The organism is Paenibacillus lactis (genome assembly GCF_017873605.1).
GTDB lineage: Bacteria > Bacillota > Bacilli > Paenibacillales > Paenibacillaceae > Paenibacillus_AQ > Paenibacillus_AQ lactis.
Genome location: NZ_JAGGKI010000005.1, coordinates 322,089 through 344,047, shown reverse-complemented (window position 1 = coordinate 344,047; position 21,959 = coordinate 322,089). Strand labels below are relative to the sequence as shown.

At 38.8% G+C, this 21,959-nt stretch carries 27 protein-coding genes and 1 pseudogene; 22 read left to right on the top strand and 6 right to left on the bottom strand.

Translation table 11 applies throughout. The features are described 5' to 3' along the window. Positions 1-58: 58 nt before the first annotated feature. Together J2Z18_RS12640 and J2Z18_RS12635 are read right to left on the bottom strand one after the other, a co-directional pair. Complete coding sequence (locus tag J2Z18_RS12640; protein ID WP_007127794.1) at positions 59-469, bottom strand: hypothetical protein; 411 nt, start codon at positions 467-469, stop codon at positions 59-61. Continuing rightward, the gene (locus J2Z18_RS12635; protein WP_050953983.1) at positions 453-926 is read right to left on the bottom strand and encodes a MerR family transcriptional regulator; all 474 of its coding nucleotides are present in this window, start codon (positions 924-926) and stop codon (positions 453-455) included. Before J2Z18_RS12635 ends, J2Z18_RS12640 begins: the two co-directional genes overlap by 17 nt. A gap of 246 nt (positions 927-1,172) precedes the next feature. Here J2Z18_RS12635 and J2Z18_RS12630 point away from each other — a divergent pair, with 246 nt between their 5' ends. The 10 genes from J2Z18_RS12630 to J2Z18_RS12585 all read left to right on the top strand — a co-directional run bounded on the left by J2Z18_RS12630 (position 1,173) and on the right by J2Z18_RS12585 (position 9,857). Further along, positions 1,173-1,460 (top strand): hypothetical protein, encoded by a 288-nt coding sequence (locus J2Z18_RS12630; protein WP_007127796.1) that lies wholly within the window; start codon positions 1,173-1,175, stop codon positions 1,458-1,460. Positions 1,461-1,645: 185 nt separating this feature from the next. Then, positions 1,646-2,182, top strand: a complete 537-nt coding sequence (locus tag J2Z18_RS12625; protein ID WP_210094789.1) for an HAD-IIIA family hydrolase — start codon at positions 1,646-1,648, stop codon at positions 2,180-2,182. A 653-nt stretch (positions 2,183-2,835) separates the two neighbouring features. Then, positions 2,836-5,100 (top strand): hypothetical protein, encoded by a 2,265-nt coding sequence (locus J2Z18_RS12620; protein ID WP_007127798.1) that lies wholly within the window; start codon positions 2,836-2,838, stop codon positions 5,098-5,100. Between the two features lie 277 nt (positions 5,101-5,377). Further along, positions 5,378-5,935, top strand: coding sequence for a ribonuclease FAU-1 family protein (locus tag J2Z18_RS12615; protein ID WP_007127799.1), 558 nt, complete (start codon positions 5,378-5,380; stop codon positions 5,933-5,935). A 143-nt stretch (positions 5,936-6,078) separates the two neighbouring features. Further along, entirely contained in the window at positions 6,079-6,627 is a 549-nt protein-coding gene (locus tag J2Z18_RS12610) for a GNAT family N-acetyltransferase (protein ID WP_007127800.1), read from the top strand. 290 nt (positions 6,628-6,917) lie between these two features. After that, a complete protein-coding gene (locus J2Z18_RS12605; RefSeq protein ID WP_007127801.1) occupies positions 6,918-7,352 on the top strand; it encodes a GNAT family N-acetyltransferase in 435 nt (144 codons plus the stop codon). Positions 7,353-7,423: 71 nt separating this feature from the next. Further along, the gene (locus J2Z18_RS12600) at positions 7,424-7,753 is read left to right on the top strand and encodes a hypothetical protein (RefSeq protein WP_007127802.1); all 330 of its coding nucleotides are present in this window, start codon (positions 7,424-7,426) and stop codon (positions 7,751-7,753) included. A gap of 127 nt (positions 7,754-7,880) precedes the next feature. After that, positions 7,881-8,165 (top strand): hypothetical protein, encoded by a 285-nt coding sequence (locus J2Z18_RS12595; protein WP_138919302.1) that lies wholly within the window; start codon positions 7,881-7,883, stop codon positions 8,163-8,165. Between the two features lie 158 nt (positions 8,166-8,323). Then, positions 8,324-9,379, top strand: coding sequence for an ankyrin repeat domain-containing protein (locus J2Z18_RS12590; protein ID WP_007127804.1), 1,056 nt, complete (start codon positions 8,324-8,326; stop codon positions 9,377-9,379). 22 nt (positions 9,380-9,401) lie between these two features. Continuing rightward, positions 9,402-9,857, top strand: a complete 456-nt coding sequence (locus J2Z18_RS12585) for a hypothetical protein (RefSeq protein WP_210094788.1) — start codon at positions 9,402-9,404, stop codon at positions 9,855-9,857. A 79-nt stretch (positions 9,858-9,936) separates the two neighbouring features. On the opposite strand, the gene J2Z18_RS12580 is transcribed toward J2Z18_RS12585, so the two are convergent. After that, positions 9,937-10,284 carry a TipAS antibiotic-recognition domain-containing protein gene (locus J2Z18_RS12580; protein ID WP_007127806.1) on the bottom strand — a complete coding sequence of 116 codons (348 nt, stop codon included), beginning with the start codon at positions 10,282-10,284 and terminating at the stop codon, positions 9,937-9,939. Between the two features lie 201 nt (positions 10,285-10,485). Between J2Z18_RS12580 and J2Z18_RS12575 the strand changes: the two genes are divergently transcribed. The 12 genes and pseudogenes from J2Z18_RS12575 to J2Z18_RS12525 all read left to right on the top strand — a co-directional run bounded on the left by J2Z18_RS12575 (position 10,486) and on the right by J2Z18_RS12525 (position 20,307). Beyond that, positions 10,486-11,118 carry a TetR/AcrR family transcriptional regulator gene (locus tag J2Z18_RS12575; RefSeq protein WP_007127807.1) on the top strand — a complete coding sequence of 211 codons (633 nt, stop codon included), beginning with the start codon at positions 10,486-10,488 and terminating at the stop codon, positions 11,116-11,118. Positions 11,119-11,255: 137 nt separating this feature from the next. Next, a complete protein-coding gene (locus J2Z18_RS12570; protein ID WP_083832570.1) occupies positions 11,256-11,675 on the top strand; it encodes an NUDIX domain-containing protein in 420 nt (139 codons plus the stop codon). 78 nt (positions 11,676-11,753) lie between these two features. After that, positions 11,754-11,867 (top strand): annotated as a pseudogene (locus J2Z18_RS30420) (AAA family ATPase); the annotation flags it as partial. Positions 11,868-12,037: 170 nt separating this feature from the next. Continuing rightward, entirely contained in the window at positions 12,038-12,415 is a 378-nt protein-coding gene (locus tag J2Z18_RS12565) for a hypothetical protein (RefSeq protein ID WP_210094787.1), read from the top strand. A 161-nt stretch (positions 12,416-12,576) separates the two neighbouring features. Then, the gene (locus tag J2Z18_RS12560; RefSeq protein ID WP_007127810.1) at positions 12,577-13,185 is read left to right on the top strand and encodes a hypothetical protein; all 609 of its coding nucleotides are present in this window, start codon (positions 12,577-12,579) and stop codon (positions 13,183-13,185) included. 57 nt (positions 13,186-13,242) lie between these two features. Then, complete coding sequence (locus J2Z18_RS12555) at positions 13,243-14,226, top strand: phosphotransferase enzyme family protein (RefSeq protein ID WP_040737868.1); 984 nt, start codon at positions 13,243-13,245, stop codon at positions 14,224-14,226. A gap of 103 nt (positions 14,227-14,329) precedes the next feature. Then, positions 14,330-15,322 (top strand): phosphotransferase enzyme family protein, encoded by a 993-nt coding sequence (locus J2Z18_RS12550; RefSeq protein WP_007127812.1) that lies wholly within the window; start codon positions 14,330-14,332, stop codon positions 15,320-15,322. A gap of 138 nt (positions 15,323-15,460) precedes the next feature. After that, the gene (locus tag J2Z18_RS12545) at positions 15,461-16,381 is read left to right on the top strand and encodes a GNAT family N-acetyltransferase (protein WP_007127813.1); all 921 of its coding nucleotides are present in this window, start codon (positions 15,461-15,463) and stop codon (positions 16,379-16,381) included. A 180-nt stretch (positions 16,382-16,561) separates the two neighbouring features. Further along, positions 16,562-16,999, top strand: a complete 438-nt coding sequence (locus J2Z18_RS12540) for a hypothetical protein (RefSeq protein WP_007127814.1) — start codon at positions 16,562-16,564, stop codon at positions 16,997-16,999. 192 nt (positions 17,000-17,191) lie between these two features. Continuing rightward, positions 17,192-18,028, top strand: a complete 837-nt coding sequence (locus J2Z18_RS12535) for a hypothetical protein (RefSeq protein WP_007127815.1) — start codon at positions 17,192-17,194, stop codon at positions 18,026-18,028. Positions 18,029-18,325: 297 nt separating this feature from the next. Then, positions 18,326-19,135: an inositol monophosphatase family protein gene (locus J2Z18_RS12530; protein ID WP_007127816.1), complete on the top strand. Its 810-nt coding sequence runs from the start codon at positions 18,326-18,328 to the stop codon at positions 19,133-19,135. Between the two features lie 440 nt (positions 19,136-19,575). After that, positions 19,576-20,307, top strand: coding sequence for a class I SAM-dependent methyltransferase (locus J2Z18_RS12525; RefSeq protein WP_373872041.1), 732 nt, complete (start codon positions 19,576-19,578; stop codon positions 20,305-20,307). Between the two features lie 135 nt (positions 20,308-20,442). Here the strand turns inward: J2Z18_RS12525 and J2Z18_RS30415 are convergent, their stop codons facing one another. Genes J2Z18_RS30415 through J2Z18_RS12515 form a run of 3 tightly spaced genes read right to left on the bottom strand, consistent with a single transcriptional unit; the run spans position 20,443 to position 21,394 of the window. Next, entirely contained in the window at positions 20,443-20,862 is a 420-nt protein-coding gene (locus J2Z18_RS30415) for a hypothetical protein (RefSeq protein ID WP_244152625.1), read from the bottom strand. After that, on the bottom strand, positions 20,846-21,145 hold the full coding sequence (locus tag J2Z18_RS30410; RefSeq protein WP_244152626.1) for a hypothetical protein: 300 nt from the start codon (positions 21,143-21,145) through the stop codon (positions 20,846-20,848). The genes J2Z18_RS30415 and J2Z18_RS30410 overlap by 17 nt, the downstream gene beginning before the upstream one ends. Before the next feature lie 45 nt (positions 21,146-21,190). Beyond that, the gene (locus J2Z18_RS12515) at positions 21,191-21,394 is read right to left on the bottom strand and encodes a hypothetical protein (RefSeq protein WP_007127819.1); all 204 of its coding nucleotides are present in this window, start codon (positions 21,392-21,394) and stop codon (positions 21,191-21,193) included. Positions 21,395-21,959: the final 565 nt, after the last annotated feature.

Below are 21,959 nucleotides of genomic sequence, written 5' to 3'. Positions count from 1 at the left end.
ATTACTTAAATTATCTTGTTTGCATGGGGCTAGATCCAAATATTAACCTTCTTACCCTTTACTCTTTTTTCTTTATTCTTGTGCCCAGTATGATGAAAGCGGCATAGATTAAGATGGCAATTGAATCGATTAACGTATTCGTAAGTGCCGAAGTATCGTAAAATGCCGTTACACCGAGAATGACCAACAGACGAATGAGTAGAAGTGACGCCAAAATTAACGCAGCAAACCGGATCTTCGATTTCTCGCTTTGAAATGACAGGATAATGAATACTATGCCGAAAGCCAGATTTTCAGCGGTGATAATGTGCCAGATATACGTAAATGTTATCCGTGCATTCAAGGCTAAATCATTTACCAAGAGCGTCGGCAGTACAACGGATTGCCCGTTCCATGCGTGCGTAACAGCAAAAAGTATGGCAAGAACGCCAGCAATCAAGCAATAATAATTTTTAATTTTGATGTCCATCACAATCCTCCTTAGTTATTTCAGGTTCCTTCTTGTGAAGATCCCGGTAAATCTCCCGAACGAACACTGCCAGCTGCTGGTCATTTTCATGGTTAAAGTCCCTTAGTGTTTTAGCTGCTACGTCGAGTAACTCACTGACCTTTTCAAGATGTGCGATTTTCTTGAGTGCTTCTGCCTTTTTGGTTTCAAGGAAGTCAGCGACCTCCTCACAATACGCAGGATCTATACTCTGCATTCGGTGGAACTGAAACTTCCCCTTGATTTCTTCTAGTGAAAAGTCCGCATACTGCATGATTTGAATATTCATCAAATCGACGATATCGTCCCTCGAATACTTGCGATAAGAATTATGTCCCCGAGACGGTGATACGACTCCAATCCGGTCATAATACCGCAGCGTATCCTTCGGGATACCAAGCATTCGTGAAACCTCTTGTATAGAATATTGTTTTTCCATATCTTCAGATTAGCATTGGAGTAAACTCCAATGTCAATCGTTTTTTCTGTCTTTCGCATGCGGCATTCATGCAATCCATGGAACTATTCTGCCAGTTATCTTAATGAAAAAAATAAATAAAGCTGTTTAACAAAGTCTAAGAAGTGAAACAAGAAGGAGAATGGGATACAATTCCAAATAGAGGCAGGAAATAGCGTGTTTTGAAATCTCGGAGATTAAATCAATATCCAGGGAAGAGGTGGCTGAATGAAATTTTCATTCGAAGTTGGACATTCAGAAAAGCATATTGTGGAGTTTGAATTTAATCAATTCTTAGGAAACCTGAGTATTAAAGTGGACGGAAACGATAGAATCAATGATTTTAGAACGTTCTCATTTAAATTGATTAAAACCTATGAATTCGAAGTTGGAAATGAAGAAAAACACCAAGTTAAGGTTGAAAAAATCAGAAAGTTGGTACTGGCTGGATTTAGGAAGACAAAATATAAAGTTTATATTGATGGAATACTAGACAGAGAATTTGAGGGGAGATAAAGGATATTCACGCAGCAGGCCTTATGCCCCTTGATTCGTCCGATCCCAATTATGGAGGATACCTTTAACGACACACGAGCTGGCCTAAGAAAAGAGCGATTTAAGGCTGACTCGTGCCATGAAATACAGTAAGGTTAGGCGAAATCCAAAAAAGTGTATTATTAAAATCATTCGAGGAGGTATGAATGTTGATAGAATGGAAAGCTGTATTTATCGATCGGGATGGAACCATTGGTGGTACAGGACATTTCATGCATCCACGAGATTTTACATTATTTGAAGGGGCTCAAGAAGCGATCAATAAGCTCAAAGATGCAGGTCTTAAGGTATTTGCATTTACCAATCAACATAGGATATCACGTGGACAAGCGACAGTCGATGAATTCCGAAAACAGTTTTATTCATTTGGATTCGATGACTCCTTTATATGTCCTCATGGTCCTGATGATGGTTGTAATTGCAGGAAGCCAAGCTCTGGAATGCTCCTCGCAGCTGCAAAGAGATATAAATTGGACTTAACAAGATGTATAGTGATAGGCGACGTCGGTGATACCGATATGCTGGCAGCACATGCTGTCGGAGCAAGTAAGATACTGGTAAGAACCGGGTGGGGCGAAGGATCCTTAAACGCGTATAGACACAAATGGAAAGAAACTGAGCCGAATTACATTGCACGGGATCTTAAAGAAGCAGTGATATGGATTCTCGGAAGCAACTCATAAAAGGCAGTAGCATCTTCTAACAACAAACTCACGCATTGGGCCAGCCGCGCTGTCCTTCGGTATATACCTGATGACTTGAAGTAATTATCGAGTTCTCTGATAAGTTTAGTGTTTGGGGCTTATATTAAGAACATTCAGTAAGTACATTTTGAAGGTTGCTATCATGGCGGTAGATATAGTTGACAACCTACTCATTCAAACGGTTTGGTCAGCTTAGGTCTTCCTGTTCGCACGTCTCATGCAGATAAGGGTGAATGGACATCGTGAATATGGAAAACCTATCTGAAGCACCCAAATGCCTTTAAAGTATCTCCATACCTTAAATATGGAATTTGTTGTAGAATAATAGAGAATCTTATTAAACTCTGAACAATAGGGCTTTCACAGGGAGCAGGTATGGTAAAGAATTGAATCAAGGCAATTATAGAATGAATCTCATCAAGCCACTGAAGTTTGATCAGTGGTTATTTTATTGTTTGCCGAACTCATGCACATACTCCCGCCCAAAGAGAAATACGGTTGTCTTCTTATAAACAATTTCATATAAGTGGCTATAACATAAGAACCAGGATAAGAATGTGGTATCTACCATCGCGATTATTAGGTCTTTACATAACAAATAACAACGGACATATAAAAAGGAGAGAAACAGATTGAATAAAAAGCGAGCGATATCTCTCGGCAATTTGGTATTTTTGATTCCAGTCATTTTGTTAAGTGTGTTCATGTGGAATGATTACAAGAGATACATTGATGAGTATCAACCTTCCTTTGAGCGCATCTATATGCTGGATGAGGGGAAGAAATTAATTGGCTTGGCAAAACACCCGGTTGGAGAGCAGTATGATGTTTATCTTTTTGATCCCGATAAGGAAAACTTAATTACAGATACTACGATACATACCAATTTCCAAGCCGGGCTGGGGCCGGCGACTTATCAGCAAGATGGAATCATCATCCCGACCTACGACGATTCATACGGGCTGCAAATCAATTACTTCCATTCAACTGGCAAGGTTGAAGAGTTGGCTCAGGGTACGATGCACCTTCCACCCTCATGGAGTTCAAATGTTTACGCCTGGCGTGGCAGACTCATTGTAGCAGGGGAATCGCCAAATTCAGAATGGTACATAGCTCAGGTGAAGGACGGAAAGCTGAATAAAGTGAATTTAGGCGAGAAGGATCAACTTCCGTCCAGACCAGTTCGAATAGATGAAGTGCACGGGAGCTTTGAGAATGACCAGGCAGTTCCCGTATTTACAGTGGATTTAAAGGACGATAGAACGGCATTTGTCAGCGGGATTTTAGACAAAAACGGTGATTTATCCGTGCTGCTTCAGAACAAGGATGAAGGGACGTTTGCTGCACAGGATCGGGCTGGCGCCCGCTTCGCCAAAGTCTTTGGGTTCAATAACGCCAAGTTGGTACGCGAAAATGGGAACTATCCTGAAGAAGCATCATTTTATAACGCTAACGAGAATCATTGGGGAGCTGCGGTTCCAACGCCAAAGCCGGTATATCAAGCTTCCGTATTCCTGTTGAATGACGAAGAAGTTCTGATTGCCGGATCTACTGTAGAAGATGAATTAAATGGATCCGTTATTGGATATGTTCTCAATGAGAAATCCGGACAATTTCAAGATGCCTCTGCTCTTCTGGAGCAGCTGTCCTACGAGAATTTGAAAAATAGCGATACTGAATTTTATAAGAATTTAGGTAGTGACGTCCTTTACTATCGCGGTGGAGATCGAACGGCAGGTTATGTTGAGATGGAACTCCAGGAAGCTAAGGTTCTATCAAGCGATCAGGTCGAGAAATGGTTGCTCACAGAAGCCGAAAACAAAGTCTCGATTCAAAGTTTCTGGAATTATTATAAGCAAGGCGGAGCGATTGTTATTAACTGGTCGGTCTGGGTCTTCATCATTCTACTCACATTCCTAAGCGTCGCAGTCGCCCCTCGCATGTTGGCGGGATCAAGAATGAAAAAAATGAGAGATGGCCAGCATATTCAGGGCCGGATTATAGATATGGAGGAATCAGGCTTATATGTGAATGAACAGCCACAGGTCCGATTTATCGTTCAGTTCGAGGATGAAGGTCGGATGAAAGAGGTTGAAATCAAGCAGGTCATCTCCTATCTGAGTCCTATTCAAATTGGAGACACCGTAATGATCAGTTACGACCGAAAGAAGCACAAAGCTGTATTTATCACAGAGGAGGATCTTAAACATGCAGCGCAGTCGTCTAAACCGGTCATCATTGAAAATGCGATACTTACTCGTATTGAACCACATGGGAAAGTGAACCGGGGGCAAGCCCTTAAGCTTTACTTCACAGCCGAAGGACGGGATTATACCGTACCGGTCGTTCAACCTTTCGGATTTGAATATCGTACGGGTGAAAGAGCGAAACTCATTTTGATTCAGGGAATGGCGAGAATCTTTAGGTACGGCGGCAATGGGAGCACAGTAAAGGAAACGGACCAACTCTCTCTTCAGGGCGAAGTGATCCATGTGCAGAAAATGCCGATCATTATTGAAAATAAGCAGCTGATGCTTCTGGAAGTCATGATTTCTAGAGGGGCAGACCGAATCCGTAAAGCCAATAGTCTCTTTGTACCTGAAAATTTGTCGGTGAATGTGGGCGCCGTCATTCCGGTTAACATGCAGAAGGAAGATTTCCAGAGAGAAACCCGTTTACTTCAAGGCAAGCAAGGTGCGGCTAAGGTTCTCTCCGTTCATTATGACGGAACGCAAGGGGAACGGCCATTGGCCATGATTACCGCAGAAATAGACGGAATTACCTACCACATTAAACAGACTATTGAACCAGTATATGGTGTAGTGGTGGGGGATGAGTTGTGGATTGCTTACGATGAAGGTACGCAGGAAGGCATAATTATTAACTATTCTTCATAGTAGTCAGATAACTTGAAAACAAAAAGCTTAAAACAGACAAATAAGCCTGCCGCTGTGGCAGGCTGTTTGATTTGTTTATCGGAACATACATGTAAAAGCTGAATTGGCAAATTATTGAAATACAAGAACATATACCTGTGAGATGCCGCGGATGTATAATCATGTTAATGGAAAACACAAATGGCTAATGCACTTGTAATTAGGTTCATAGATGCTTGGAACACTAACAGAAATTAATGTAAGTCAAGAATGAGACGAACTAATTCAGAGGTGCGAGATGAAGAGAAAATATGCTGACCGTTTAGATTGGAAACGTGTTTTAAAGAGGGATTATATATGCAGGTTTTTCGATGACGGGGATTTTAAAGGGCATATATCATTAATTCGTATTCACGAGGTAAAGGAACCTCTAGTAAGAAGAATAGGCGGCCAAGAAGTTTGTCTGGTTGATAATGGGTACTACTGGATGCAACACTTTCCTATTGGCTCTAATTATTGTGTTACAACAATGCTCAATGAGAAAAAAGAAATCGTTCAATGGTATTTCGATATATCCAAGAACGTAGGGATTAATGAGCGAGGTATACCTTTCTGGGATGATCTTTATCTAGATCTAATTGTCTTTCCAAGTGGTGATTTCTGTATAAAAGATGAGGATGAGTTAGAAGAAGCCATAACTAACAATCAAATCACAGAAGATGAATATATTCTGGCCAACCATGTGATGACAGGTTTAATCAAAGAAGTTGAACCAATGGAAAACACTATTTTAAAGAACACTATAAAACATTTTAATCTTATTTCCAGGTATCTCAGAGACAGTATTAGCAATTGATAACATCGTATTCACGCTTCAGACCGTTCGGCCATTGGATTTCCTGGAATACGTCCCAGTCGTTTTGCTCCTTGTAGACTCTTGGGTCCGTGAATACAGGAACGATAGATGATGTGACCTAAACCACTAAAGGAGAAAGTTCTATGCCTCAGTTTCCTGAATTAGAAACAGAAAGATTTGTGCTAAGACAGATAACAAAAAATGATTCCGTAGATATGTTTCAATATTTTTCATTGGATGAAGTAACGAGATTTTATGATGTGGAGAGTTTTACGAACATAAGACAAGCAGAAGAACTAATTCAAAGATGGAATGAAAGATTTGAAAGAAGTCAAGCCATTCGTTGGGGTATCACTCTGAAGTCGTTAAACAGAGTAATCGGAACATGTGGATTTCATGGCTGGAAGAAAAACCATTATAAAGCTGAAATAGGATATGAATTAGCGCCAGAATATTGGCGTCAAGGTTTTATGACCGAGGCAATTGAAAAGATAATTGAATATGGATTTAATGATCTAGGATTGAACCGAATTGAAGCATTTGTAGAACCAGAGAATGTGGGATCAAGAACGGTATTAGAGAAAGTCGGTTTTAGAGAAGAAGGGTTATTGAAGGAACATTATTTTTGGAGGAATCGGTTTGTTGATAATGTCATATATGCATTTCTTAAGAAAGACTATAAAGTGCATTAGATAGAAAGCAAAGTCAATTCGCCTAACATTATATTCACGCATCCGCGTTTTTTGACTCCTCGGTCTGCTTGTAGCGATCGTCAGAGAAGCAGGCTCAGGGGATACATTTGCGCCGTGGCCGGACCCTGGTGGTGCTTAAATCGGTGGAACGTCGTGAATACGGGATGCCGGGATTAAAATGTTTACATACCAGATCTCAAGAAACTAGTTCAACTACAATATAACCATTGCCAGAATGTATATTATTATTCTTCGCAACCTTTATTATTAATATTTTGGGCGGTGTGAATATGGAAGTTTTAATACGTGAAATTGAAGTAAGTGATTATCCTGAGGTAGTATCGTTATGGATTAATGTGTTAGGAAACCGCAAGGTTAATATTGATAATTTTTCAGTGACGTTAGAGAAAATGAATAGAGATGGGAACTATAAGACATTTGTAGCATTATTTGAAAATAAAGTGGTTGGTTTTATTTCAACGGTACACGCGTTATCAATTGGAGATGAATTTGGTTACTTACACATTCAGGGCCTTGCTGTGCAAGAAGGGCTTCAGAATAAAGGAATAGGAACAAAATTACTTAAATATGTTGAGGAATATTCCAAAAGAAAAGGAATTTCAAGCATCATCTTATGTAGTGGATTCAAACGCACAGATGCCCATGCCTTTTATGAACATAATGGTTATGACAAAGATTCATACTGCTTCGATAAAGCGCTTTGACTTCCATTAATAAGTTTGGTGGTAGAGCAAATTGAAGTATAAGAATATGTATTGGAAGAGAGGTAGAAGAAATGTACACACATAAATCGATTGAAACTATTGGAACTCTCACTATGCTAATACCTATTTTTATCTCTTTTTTGGTTGCATCCCTAATTTTATTTTTTATAATGATAATCCTTAAACAAAAAAATAAAATGATTAACGGTTTCACGGTCCTTAGTTTGTCAGCGATTTCGATTCTAGTTTCTGGCCAACTTTTATATAGTAGTGGGATCATTGTTGACGAGATTGGATTAAATGGAGACCCTGCTTTATTTTATAGTTTTTTAGCAATTACAGGTATGGGGATAATCAATCCGATCATCTACTTTTCTACACAAGGAAAATCAAACAAATAACTTAATTAACGGCTGGAAATAGTGTTAGTTCACAAAAGAAGTATAGAGGGATCTAAGGCAGGCTCGCTTCGTGAATACAGAATTTTTGAGAAATGTCTGTTTCAGAAAATGACTTAGGCGGGGATAGTTGATGGGACTCGATTATGGTTTTATCGCAGTTATTCCTAAGGAAGAAAAAGACAGATTATTTGAGTACATAAGAAAGCATGGAACAATAGATGATGGTAACTGTGCTTGTATACATTTTGACTTCGACTCATTCATCTTAAAGTATCTTGAAGGGGGCTACGATTGGACCCCACATTATGACAAAGCTCAAGTTGATTATTTTATTGAGCCTGATGGAAAAGCAAGAATAGGGTGCATTTATATTAGAGCGTTTTATGTCCGTTATGAACATTTTAAGGAATGATCATAACTAAAATTTTGCATTGGTTTGCGTTTTGATAAGGAAGATGAAGTCTTATATTTAATACAACAATACTACATAAATTAAAAAGATGGTAAAATGTAGGGTTTATATGGTGATGAAGAAAATATATAAACTCTGACGTAAGGAGAGAAAGCATATTGGGCAAGAAGAAAAAAACCTTACCAAGAAATTTTGACGAGCTAATCGATGCAGGCGATATAGCGGCATTAAAAGAGGTATTTACCAAATGCGAATGGGATGCCCGCGGCGGCTACAGCAAATCAACGGCCTTGAGCTTTTTCAATATTCCGGATGAATTGGTTCGATGGCTCGTGGAACAGGGGGCTGATCTAAATGCTAGGGACAATTACGGAAGAACGGCTTTACATAAACATGCCATGAGCTGGAACGGTAATACTGAATTGCTTATTGATTTGGGTGCAGACATAGAAGCCGCTGATTATCAAGACGAGACCCCTTTATTTGCAGCCGCCGGTTCATTTAAATCCAAATCGGTTCACACGTTGGTTACTAAAGGTGCAAACATTAACGCAAAGAATAAGATGAGACAGAATCCACTAGAAAAGGCTTTGGCAACGTGCAGGAATGCGGATATTGTCAGTATGGCGGAGGTTGCCGAGCTTTTGCTGAACGCTGGAACAACGGTAACGCCGGAAATGAAAGATTCGATTAAGCGAATCGGAAACGACTTTGAATTTCACAGAGAAGGGTTTAATAAAGAATATTTGAGTCAGACCGATGAGGCACTTCTACGACTATATGAGTTATTTGATGTTCCCCCAGTAAAGAAGCGAAAGACGCATGACGGCGTCTCTACGATAACCGTATCAACCAAGGGATGGCAGGCGCAGCATCATGAACTTTGGAATTTACTTATACCTTCAAAGGGCCACGCGGCAACCGTACAAGGTGAAGTTATCCGGATTACGGGTAAGGTGTCTTACGAAATTTTAGATAATGGCGGTATAAACTGGGATAATCATTTTCGTAAAATGCTCAGTAGTTTGATTCATTACTTTAGCCTGGGTATACCGTTAAATCCCGCTTCACTTCAGGAGGCAGTAACATTAGCAAGGGAGCTTCAAAGCGGAAATGGAAATGATGAACCTGCAAGATTGTGCGAGCTGGCAGTTCATTGGGTGCTCAACAATCCAACGCCTATAACATTAGAACAGCCTGGCTATAAACGATAACATTATCGAAGGAGCAGTGAAGATGCTTTCAGAAAAAGTGATCAATTATTGCAAAAGCAAAAACTGGTGGTTTGAAGACACTACAGAGGAATATGAACACGCATTAGTAAAGTTAGGGATCGATTTGGATTCAGATTTTGCAGCGTTTTATTTGCATGCAGAGGATGGGCCGACTTTCTTAAGTAGACGACGTCAAATCTATCAGATTTGTTGGTTTATGATCAATTCTTCGGATTATAGGTTAGGCATGGAGAGAACTCATGTTGTTTTAAAGCTGCCTCAAGAGTATATTCCGTTAGATAACTTTGAAGGGGAGTTTGGCTTTTTTTATAATAAGAGCACTGACGCAGTGTTAGGCTTAGGATTAGGCCAGCAGATGGCGGATTTTTTTGCTGGTACATTGGATCCGCAATGGAAAAGCTTTAACTACTTTCTAGAGTGGTATTTTGAACTGACAGACTCGAGTGTGACTATATAGAAAAAAAGGTCGTCAGCCACCGCTGCACTGGAGCTACTCTGATGATGGGATGCTCTAGAGGAGGCATGACGGCCTCTTATTATATGTAAGACTTCGCTTTCTCAATATATCTGTAGATTTTCAAATCCATCCCATGATCTTTCTCATCGGGGTTTTCAATGTGAAATCGTTCAATCGTTCCTTCAATCTCAGGATCTCGTTCATTGAATATAGCCTGACTTTCATCTAAACGTTTGGCTAAAGCTATAATCTCTTCATTTTCGGGAGGGACTCCCTCTTCAAATCCTTTGATTAGTTTGGAGACGACTTCATTTGACTCCCTTCTTAATCGCTTAAATTCCTCCAGTCCCAACTCATTTTTGACTTGTTCTATTCTCTTACTAAGTCTTTCCTGTTGCTCAGGTGTAAAGTAATCCCATACGCCCATGTCAGTCTTGCCTCCAATTCATGAATTTTTAGGAAATCGATCAGAGTTAATCGACAAACTGTTGAATAACATATTGTATGATTGTATATTAAAAAAAATTAATGACCTATTCAATCATTGATAATATTCAGATCTGTCGCTTAATCGATAATTGCGATAAGAACTGTAGATTTTCTCAAAAAAAATCAGAGGTGGATCGGTATGGCTGAGAAAATGGATCGACGAAAGGTAAGAACAAAAGCACTATTATACAAAGCTCTCATAAAGGTGCTGGAGGAAAAAGGACCCTCCCGTATTACCGTTAGTGATATAACGGAGAATGCCGGTTTAAACCGCAGCACCTTCTACTTACACTATACAGATGCAATCGATTTACTCGAACGGGTGAAGGCTGACATATGGGCGGGCTTGTCAGAGAGGATGAAGAATCTGAATCCTTACAACTATCTCTCCTACGCTGTCAAAAATGAACCTGATCCCGCAATGGTGAAGGTTATCGAATATTACGGCGAGCACGCCGATTTCTTCAAGGTTATCCTTGGTCCTAATGGAGATCCTGCGTTTGCCGTTCGAATTAAGGAATTTTTGAAAGAACACCATCTCTCCAAAATCCTCGATATCCGACCTGATTTGGCCGACACGATCGTTCCGAAGGACTATATGATTGCTTACTTGGCTGCCTCCAATCTCAGCATTCTTCTGAACTGGATCGAAACTGGAATGCAGCAATCTCCACGAACCATTGCACTTATGATTACCAGTATTCTGAGCAGCGGGTTGAATCAATTGTACGGAATTTCCCATAATAATGGATCTGGTCCAGTAAAGGCATAAGCCTTTAATCCGTTTATCCGGATCCAAATGATTAGATGGGTGATTCGAAAAGGGGATTGCTTCAGTTAACATGTTATTAACACATTCTTCTAATAATTTAGTAAATATACCGAGGGAGATTTCAATGAAGATAAGGAATTCATCCAAGGCTAATCATACATAATAATAAATTACTTGTAACCAAGCTAGAAGAAAAGAATGAAGTATTTTATTTATTGCCTGGAGGAGGGCAAAAACCTGGCGAGATGCTTAAAGAATGTCTGGTCAGAGAATGTACAGAGGAAACAGGATATGAAATAGAGGTCCATGAATTGCTATTTGTTAGGGAATGCTTTCTAGATGAAGATATTCATAGAGTTGAATTTATATTTAGTGGGATTCTGAAAGAATCTGGTGTAACAGATGGGGCAGTAATGGACAAGAATCAGATAGGAATTGAATGGATAGAAATTGAAAACATAATGGAAGAACCGTTGTTTCCTGTAGGAATCAGAAGTCTTATTAATTCTTATAGTAAAGGAACCCACATAAAAACATATTTAGGGGAAATTTTATAGAATTTCAAGGAAGACCGGAGCATCATCTGATACCTATTTAATGCCTGAACACATTTATTTTTTGTGAGGAGGAACATTATGTTCTTTTTACAAATGTCAGGGTTTCCGGGATCAGGAAAATCAACATGAGCAAAACAAATATTTAAACAAACGAATGCAGTTATAGTGGATCATGATGTCTCTAAAACGGCACATTGACCTTTGTACTAAATAAAGGAATTTACGCATTGGAAAAGGCATCAGACAGATGGACTCTGAGAGGCGGGAGCGAGGCGTTCATAGCAGACACCTTGGCATTTGCCAGGTCTTGTGAATACGCAACGTTCAATGCGAATAGATATTATAGCGATTGGAGGGATCGTATGATAGCAGCAGTTATAGGAAGTGTGGCTTTTTTTATCGCATCCATATTATATATTCTTCTTGCATTAGGATTGCCCTATGGAGAGTTTGCCATGGGAGGTAAATATAGAATTATGCCGACCAGCATGAGATATATGTGTGCCTTTTCTGTATTGATTCAATGGTTTGCAATATTGATCCTGTTACAAACAGCAGGACTTATCCCCTTCATATTCTCAAGTGGAATTACAAAAGGGCTATGTTTCTTCTTTGCCGTATATTTATCCATCAATTCCGTAATGAACGCTTTATCTAAAAGTAAAAAAGAGAAGTACATATTTACACCGTTATCCGTGATTACGGCCATATGTTTTTGGGTCACCGCTGTTCTTGCATAGTACCATAATCACGCTAAGGGGCTATCGCCCTTTGACTGCCAGATGTATAATCATGGAAGAAGCTCAGACAACAAACAACCCAGCCTAAGATAAGAGTAAGAGTATCTAAGGCTGGGTCTTTTCGTGGAAACTGTAATCCCCTCGTAAGGAGAGTGAACGTTTTGAGATTGGGCCAAACCTTTTTGCAGAACAGAAAAAGGACCTTAAAAGACTTAAATTATTCTACCGACAAGGCAAAATTAAATGTAAGTACAGAGGGCTATTTTACCTTTTATCATTATACTTATGAAGGAAATATCCCAAACATCATGGCTGAAGGTCTGTGGGCACGACGTGAAGTAGCTTGTCCTGATCCACCGGAAGAGTTATTCGGATGTCATCTTGTTGAAGGTTTTATTGATCCTCTGCCGGCATGGTTAACCGAAAGCCAATATTACAATGATTTGGGGTACGAGCTTACAAGAAAATATATTGGGGACGTGTTGCTTGAGATTTCTCTTCCAATGGCGGATTTCCCAATATATATTGCTGACTATGCTCATATCCTTGAATGTAAAATGATTGAGGAAGAAAAAGGGATAGGGATTGGTTTTGAATATGACTGCAGTAATGGTAGAGAATGCACACAAGCCTATGTGAATTCCTATATCGATATACATGAATACATCGATCAACACCATGCCCCGATAGTTCAAGTTGTAAGGCTGGGGGAAGGCATTGCTATACCGAGCGAGTTCATAGAAATAAGTAAAATTCAACCTCGGAAGTAACCGAGGGGCTGCAGCTGAGTTTGGAGGCGGCTATGGAGAGAAGGAAGTGGGATCGCATTGGTTAGTAATGAAATACTTTCGCAAGCGGCTGGTGCTTTCGGATTTGATATGCATTCATTAGAGTTTGTAAGTAACTCAACAAACGAGGTATACAAATACATTAAAGGCAATAAGAGCTACTTTCTACGTTTGTCGGAAAAACCAGTCGAATACGAAATGATGATTCAGTCCGAAGTTCATTGGGTTCGGTATTTGGCTGAGAATGGTGTTCGCGCCTCATTACCAATCCAAACATTAGAAGGAAGCCTAACGACAAGTTGCAGAGATCATGAAAAATGCTTTATAGCAGTTGTGTTTGAAGGGGCTTTTGGAAAGTTCTTTAATGAGTCCCCGAAGTTATGGGGACCGCATTTGCTTTATAGATGGGGCTCGACAATGGGACTCATGCATAGATTAACAAGATCGTATGACCCAGGTGAACCAGAGCTAAAAAGGATGGAATGGAGACCAGCGGAGATCAATAACCCGCATTTACATAAAGGTAACTATTCGTTACTTCTTGGGAAACTTTTATCCATTGAAAAACAATTAGCGTCTCTGTCTAAGAACAATGACTCCTATGGATTAATTCATAATGACTTTCATCCCTATAATTTTCTCATTCATCAAGGGGATATCACGGTATTTGATTTTGATGATTCATTGCACGGTTGGTTTGCGCTTGATATCGGAATCGCAGCTGCACACGCTGTATGGTGGGGCTCACATTACCAAGAATGGGGATCGAAAAATGATTTTGCCAAGCATTTTCTATCTTCGTTTTTAGAGGGTTACTTGAAGAATAACAATTTAGATTATGATTGGATTCGAAGAATTCCTTTATTTATGGAATATCGAAATATCAGTTCTTTTTTCTGGTGGCTTGGTCACTGGGATGGGAATGAAGATAATCTATCTATATTTCAAAAGAATGCTATTACTGAAGCAGTTAAGTTCATCGAAAGAGATATGCCGTTTGAGGGATGCAATATTGAATTGTAGATGATGAGGGGGATTCGATGAACTCTCGGAGGCATCATCTAACAATATATTCACGAAGCACAAGTTATTTTTAGTGTTCAGAATTTCTTTGGTGGTGAGCGCAATGGAGCAACATATAAAAGAACTGATGAATGAGCATATACTTGAGGATGCTGCGAAGTTTTTTGGAATAGATTTGTCAGATTTAAAGTATATCGGTGGTTTTCAAAACTTTGTCTATGAATATCCTAAGAAGGATAAGCTATATATTTTAAGAATAACGCATAGTTCCCACAGGCATTCAAATCATGTATGTGGGGAAATAGAGTGGGTCCAATATCTTTATAATAATGGAGTGTCTGTAAGTAAACCAATCGCGTCCAAAGCTGACAGATATGTTGAGGTTCTGGAACTTGATAACTCCTATTTCATTATTACTTCGTTTGAGAAGGCACCGGGAAAGAAGATTTGTTACCCTGAGTGTATGAATAATGATCCCCTCTCAGAGATGTGCGGGGAACTAACAGGACAAATTCATAAACTATCAAGAACATATGTACCAAGCAGAAAAGAATTCATGAGTCATGATTGGACGGAGAACTCTTATTTAAAGGATATAAAGAAATATATTCCCTCGAATCAGGATCGTGTGTTTGAAAGTTTCAAGCAACTCACTAGTCAGATAAATAATTTAAAAAAAGAAGATAAATATGGACTTATTCATGGGGATATTAATGTAGGAAACTTCTTTATCGATCATAATAAAATGACGCTTTTTGATTTTGATGAATGCCAATATAGCTGGTACGAAGAAGATATCGCAATTCAAATTTTTTACATGGTTTATGTGGTGCTTAATGATTCGATACCGGAACGGAATAAACAGGCCAGGAAATTTTTAAAGTGTTTTCTTAAAGGATATGAACGATACAGAAATATTGATGATGAATCATTAAATAATTTGAGTTTATTTCTGCGACTAAGGGAGTTTATCGTTTATATCGGAATGTACCGGAGTTTTGATCTTTCAAATTTAGATGATTGGACTAGTACTTACATTGCTGAGAGCCAAGAAAGATTGGAAGAAGGAGTGCCCATAGTCGAAGGGATCTTTTAAGGATTTCTTGGGGGCGCCAACTAGATATAACAATTTATTTACGTTGCAGAGGGGTTGGCCCTTGGCTTCTTTTGTATCGCGTGGAGTCCTAAAAATAGATTCAATATCTCTAAAAATCCAAGGGACGGTGGTTTAGATATGAGTATTGTGTTCAGGCCTTATGCAGGTGAAGATGATTATGAGGCGATACGCGACATCATCGTCCGAAAATTTGAAGAACCCAACAGACGATTCTATCCGAGTCTCGGTGACATGGATTACAACCGTTCGTTTGGCGGTGAGGAATTTTTCAAAAAGTTAGTAATTATCGCAATAGAGGACAACACAATAATCGGTGCAATATGGCCAGGATATTACCGGATCTTATATTGCGTTACCTGCCCTAGGTATGCGCATCTTGAGGATGAGATTTTTGCATGGGCAGAAACAACATACTATGGCACATCGCTTGAGGATCGAAGTGGGCAAGAAGTGTACATATGGGGTTATCCAGAAGATCAGGCCCGATCAATGATTCTGAGGAGCAGGGGATTTGTTCAACATACATGGTATATGTATTCCGGTGTAATGGATCTTGCATCCAGCATACCGGAGCCGCATTTTCCCGAAGGATATACCGTAAGAGCAATTCAATCGAGTGATCTATATCAAAAGGTTATAATCATGAGCGGGTCAGCTGGACTAACCGAGCCCAACATGGACATATACAACCGATTAATGACTACTCCAACGTACAGGCAGGAATTAGATTTAGTAGTTGTTGATGAACTAAACCAAGTGGTAGGGTTCGCAAATATATGGCATGACACCCATAACCATATTGCAATTATTGAGCCGTTTGGAACTGCTCCAACCCATAGAAGAAAAGGTTTAGCTACCAATTTGTTATATGAATGTATGCATTTGTTGAAGAGATTAGGTGTAAGTAAGCTCTATATAAATCACGGGGGAATGTGGACTTTAGATCCTGAGCCGGACGATGCGTTGCGCGTCTACACTAAAGTCGGATTTCATGAGTTAGGAAAGATGTTTGTTTGGTGCAAAACGATTTCAGATTAAATAAAAAGGAGATTCAGCTGTCCAATAAAACAACACGCACCTAGCGGGCATTCGCCCCTTGGCTGCCAGGTATCAAGTACAGATATTACTCAAGCGACAAACGAACCAGCCTAAGATAAGAGCTATATAAGGCTGTGTCGTGTCAAGGACGCTTTGAATCTCAAGTTCGAAGGAGAATCCATGAGAAAATCTTTGCAAATTCATCTTATTTTTGGCCTACTCTTTATTACCATTGGCTGTAATGGAAATGCTGAAACCGATGAAAGTTTTGATTTACATGACATCTACTCGTATGAGTATAACTCCATAGAGTCTGAACATAACGATTTAATAACAAAATGGATTAGTGAATCAAGACTTAGTGATCATCCGATCAGTATTCATTCTATTTCGAATGACCAACAGCGATACGGGTATGACTATGTATTTGCTAAGGGTTACAAAGCGTTTGAAATAACGTTTGTTTTTTCTGCCGATTCCATGGATTCCAAAGGCCCTTTACATATTGTTGGTATTAAGGGTGAAGAAGATGAAGAGATTTTAGTCAAAATAAAATATGATTCTAGATATGTGCTTGGAACCATTATTTCAGATCGAAGAATATTTTCGAAGGATTAAGAGGTGTGGTAGCTTCTCTTGAAGCCATGAGGATCAGATAGGTATTGTGTTCATGACAGGAGGAAAGCCCTTCTCGCATCAAATCCTGACAGCTGTTTAGTTGTTATTTACAAAAACGTTATGGGAAATCAGCGCGAAGACAAAGAATAAGCAAGAAAATAAACAGATGAAAAGAAAAGTGAGGAAAACCAAATGTTTGGACGAGGCGACCGAAGATACCCGATCCCAAAAACCTTAGAGAAATTGAAAGAAATTAATAGGCAGGTAAGCAGCGATTTAGGTGTGGAGCTAGATGATATCCTCCATGTTTATATCGATTATGATCTTAGCAATCAAGATCCTGAATTTGCTTATAATGGTCACCCGCTAGATGTCATCCCCTTTGCATTAACGGCAATTGGCGGGGAACATTTTGGATTTTTGACCGATTTCGGTTCTATTGATGATTTAGAAGATGCTCCAATTGTCTTTGTACAAGCATTACCTTTCGAAGAATATCACGTAACACTACTTGCAAATAATATTATTGATTTTTTAGGACTTTTTCTTTCATATAGGGATTTAACAAGTTTGTTCTTTTTGGACGATGAGCCTGATATTGATGATAATACGGATCCTTCCGAAGATCCTCACTTATTATATGTTAAAGAAAAGTTAATTGAGGGATTAGGGATTTCAGCAAAGGATCCCCAAAAATATCGTAAAGATATGTTAGAGAAGCGTTCGAAAGAAGTAGCCCTTCAAACCATAAATGGAATTGGTATTAAAAGAATCTCGTCGGAGGAGTTGGGACCGGTCTATAGTATTGATCTAGATGTTGATTATCGAGAATTAATCAATGAAGTCCAAAGATACTTTCGAGAAGCAAGTGTGGAAAATAAGCTGGCATGTATCGTTGACCTTCAAGAAACAGGTGTTATGACAAATCGTACTGAAGAATTAAATGAATATATAATTAAAGAATTGAGTATTCTGGGTTTTCATTATGAATCCAAAATGCTTGAATTAACAACAAAAAACTATGAGTAGGTGTCGGGGATGCCCCGAACAATAATATAAAAAATTGGGCTGCCAGGCAAAGAAGCAAGCAAGTCCCAAAAGGGACTTGCCCACCAGGAAAGCTTCAACGGAGCAGGCGGAATTGTTCTGAAGAAGCGAAGCGTTCTCCTTTGTCCTCGGATTTCACCATAGGAACTCAGGAATTCAACGAAATCCGAGGGCAACAGAGATCGTAAGAACAATCCACATGTGGAGTGCTGATATCCGATTGCGATAGACGTCATGAATTCAGGAGTGTTATCCAATTAATAAAATATGAGGTGCTAAATGGATCAGCAGACTATCCAACTTGCAAAAGAAATATCGATTAAAATGATTCGAGAAGCGGGCCTGATAGCCAAAGACAGGTTTGATAATTTTATTGAGCTGAGATCCAAAGATGAGTTTGGGGATGTAGTGACGGAAGTCGATCATATGGCTGAGGAGATTATTATTAAACAGATTCAAGCTGCATTTCCAACTCATCAGATACATAGCGAAGAGGCTGGGGTTATTGGTTTGCAGAACGACTGGTTATGGCTGGTTGATCCTTTAGACGGAACTAATAATTTTGCAATTGGCCTGCCTGTCTTTACGACTTCGATTACGTTGATGTACAAGCGAATACCGGTGCTTGGTGTGGTATATGAACCGATGACAGATCGATTGTTCGTATCGGTTATTGGTGAAGGCACTTATTGTAACGATAAACCAATACAGGTGAAGTCTAAGCCCAATCTATTCAAAGGAAACATTGGTTGGATTCAAGGGCACAAAGTGCAAAATGATCCAAGAGCGGTTAAGCTAAGGCAATTCATCGATGTCCGATTTAAAAGGATGATGAGATTATGGGCACCAACCCTTCAATGGTGCATGCTCGCTAAGGGAGATATTGATGGAATTGTACTTTTTAATTCTGAAGGAGACGATTTATATTCAGGCGTATTGATGGTACAGGAAGCCGGAGGTGTCGTGATCGATTTTGAAGGAAATTTATTTACAGGAATGAATGAGGAGCCTTACTTAATCGCATGCCACCCAGATCATAAAGAAGAATTAATGCGAATTGTAAGGGAAGGGCTGAGCAGAGGTATATGAAGACTTTATCCTTTTATGCAAAACAAATCACCATAGGGAATAGAGCTTATCAGATTCTAGTCCCCCAGTTTTTATTGAATCACATGTATGTTGGGGAGTTTCGAAAGAATGATTTTATGATCTTTTCCAACGGGCATGGATTAAAAATGCTCGCCTCTAAGCTTGTTTTAATTAGTAGAAATGTTGATAAAATATTATATTTACCGATCAGAGATAACCCGTTAACCGAGTATTTACAGCGATGGTTCTGGGATTCATCTAATAATGATTTAGTGCTGTACCATCATTCATTACAGTTCAATATTAATGAGTGGAAGGAAATTAGGGAAAATCTAAAGGGCTACAAAGATAAAGTAACCTATAACATAAATGAAGAGGAGTATACGGAAGTCCCACAAAAAGAATACGACCGATTTAGATATAGAGAGAACAAGGATGGTTTGCATATCAAAAGAAAGTACGAAACAGTATTCTTTGAAGGAAGTGCTAAAGTATTTAGCATCATGTCCGGTCGGTTAATACCTCTTTCAGAAGAGAAATGCCAGCTGTTTGGCGATGTTTCAGGAAAAAAGATGCTTGAAATAGGCTGTGGAAACGGTCAATCCTTGCAATATCATGGGGAACGCCAAGCATCCGAACTATGGGGGATAGATATATCGGAAAAGCAGATTGAAAAGGCCAAGCAGCATTTGACGGCATGCGGACTTTCGGCAAATTTGATCCGTTCTCCGATGGAAGAAGAATGCGGCATACCCGAGGATTATTTTGACTTCGTTTATTCGATCTATGCCATTGGCTGGACAACCGACCTTGAAGGCACGTTTAGTCGGATCGCTTCTTATTTAAAAAAAGAAGGCGTCTTTATCTTCAGTTGGTCTCATCCTATACATAAATGTGTTGTTGAAGAAAATAATAGATTTGTTTTGAATAAGCGTTATTTCGATGAATCGTGGTATCCGGTATCTCCTGATTTTTGCCAAGGGGACCTAACCTTATCTGACCGAAAACTATCAACCTATATCAATGCGTTGGCGAAGGCAGGGTTTGTCATTGAACAAATGATTGAAGAAACCGACAGTGAAATCATACAAATGCAGGATGAAAACAATAATTTCGTAAAAAGAGCGAAGATGTTCCCTGTAACCTTCGTTATCAAGGCAAGAAAACTTTAGAAAGTAGAACAGATGTGCGAACAAAGTATAGTGGACATCAAAAAATAGCATTTGATCGTTGTTTTCCAATCATGGAATGTAAAGGAGCCAGAAAAATGAGCCCGCCGACCTTAATAAGAAACAAAGATTTATATATTAATATTCTTCGACTGGACCACAACCATAAGGCATGCAGACCTGAATTGTGGAAGCAGTATCAATAAAACCAGTATGATCATGATATTTATAATAGTGGTGGTCTTTCCTAATGGTTAGAGTCGCATAAGCATCAGTTACCCTTTCTTCTTTAGTGTATGTTTTTGTTATCCAATAGGCCCTTGGTGCATGTATGGAAAGGTAATAACCACCAAAACTAACGAGAATCCCCATTATTGGTCCAGTAAAAGGTCCCCCTATAAAGGAAGCAAGTATGCCTGCTACCGCAGAGGCAGTGGCATATTGTAGTTCGGTTGAATTTTTTTTCGCTCCTTTATATACAAAACCAGCTGCTAATACTTGTGGAGAGGAACTGAGATCTTCTTGAATGGTTTCAACTTCTTTAATTACATAATTCACTTTCGCCGGTTTGCAGGTTTTCAGTCTTTACTTTATTATCATTAACTTTTGTGATTTTGAACTCTTCTTCTCCATTTGAATCTGTTGCAATATAGTAGTTGTCGTATTGAACTAATTTAGAACCATCTGTAAAAGTAACAGAATTACTGGTTGTGCTTTTAACTAAGTCTGAGAAACTCACAAATTGATCCATTTGTGATACTGGCAAAGAATATGGTGAGTTTTCCTGATCTTGAGCGAAAGCTGGGATTGAAATAGATGTAGAGAGTAGAATTGCTGCCAAAAATGTGTTAGCAAATTTTCAATTTTGTCATTTTTTAAACTCCATTCACTTTTTCTTTTTTTTGAAGAAATCGAACTTAATCACATAATCAAAAAGAGAGGTAATTACAACAGCTCCAAGTGGAATCAATGAGTATACCCATAGCGGATTATTTGGAACTTCACCAGGGGGTGCATCAATTAAAATCGCATAAAGGACAATACAATAAATTACGGCCACTACAATACCTGTTATGTTTCTATTTTTCATAGCTGATTTTCACCTCTAGTTCACAGAAATTCAAAGTATTGTATATACTACCTAAGAATACTATGACAAAGTACTACTAATATTAGAGTAATTTTTCTCCACTATTTAAACTTGAAATATTTCAATTTAATTCCCTAGTTGTAAATGTCCCAAGTTGATATATAGAAGAAACTAATAAAATTACACATCCTTCCTTATATGGGGGAAAGAGCGTTAGTATGCATTAAATGTTGCCAAACAATGCTGGAAATGTAAACACTTTATAACTAGTAACTATTTTTTGAGTATATTAGATACAATGATTTTAAATAAAAAGTCTAATCCATGTGCTTCATGGTGTTTATTTGACACACTGGGCTTAATTTGAACTACATTACATCAGGTTTTCATAATATTGTTGGCAATAATCCAATTCGGTAGATTTTTCAATCGTTAATAATTTCAATAATTTAAATCATTGATTTTCCTTTCTCTTATTATTAGTAACAGCTTTATTGGGTAATTAGTTACGAAATAAATTAATAAAAAATAGAACCATTACATAATTAAAATAAATATAAACGGT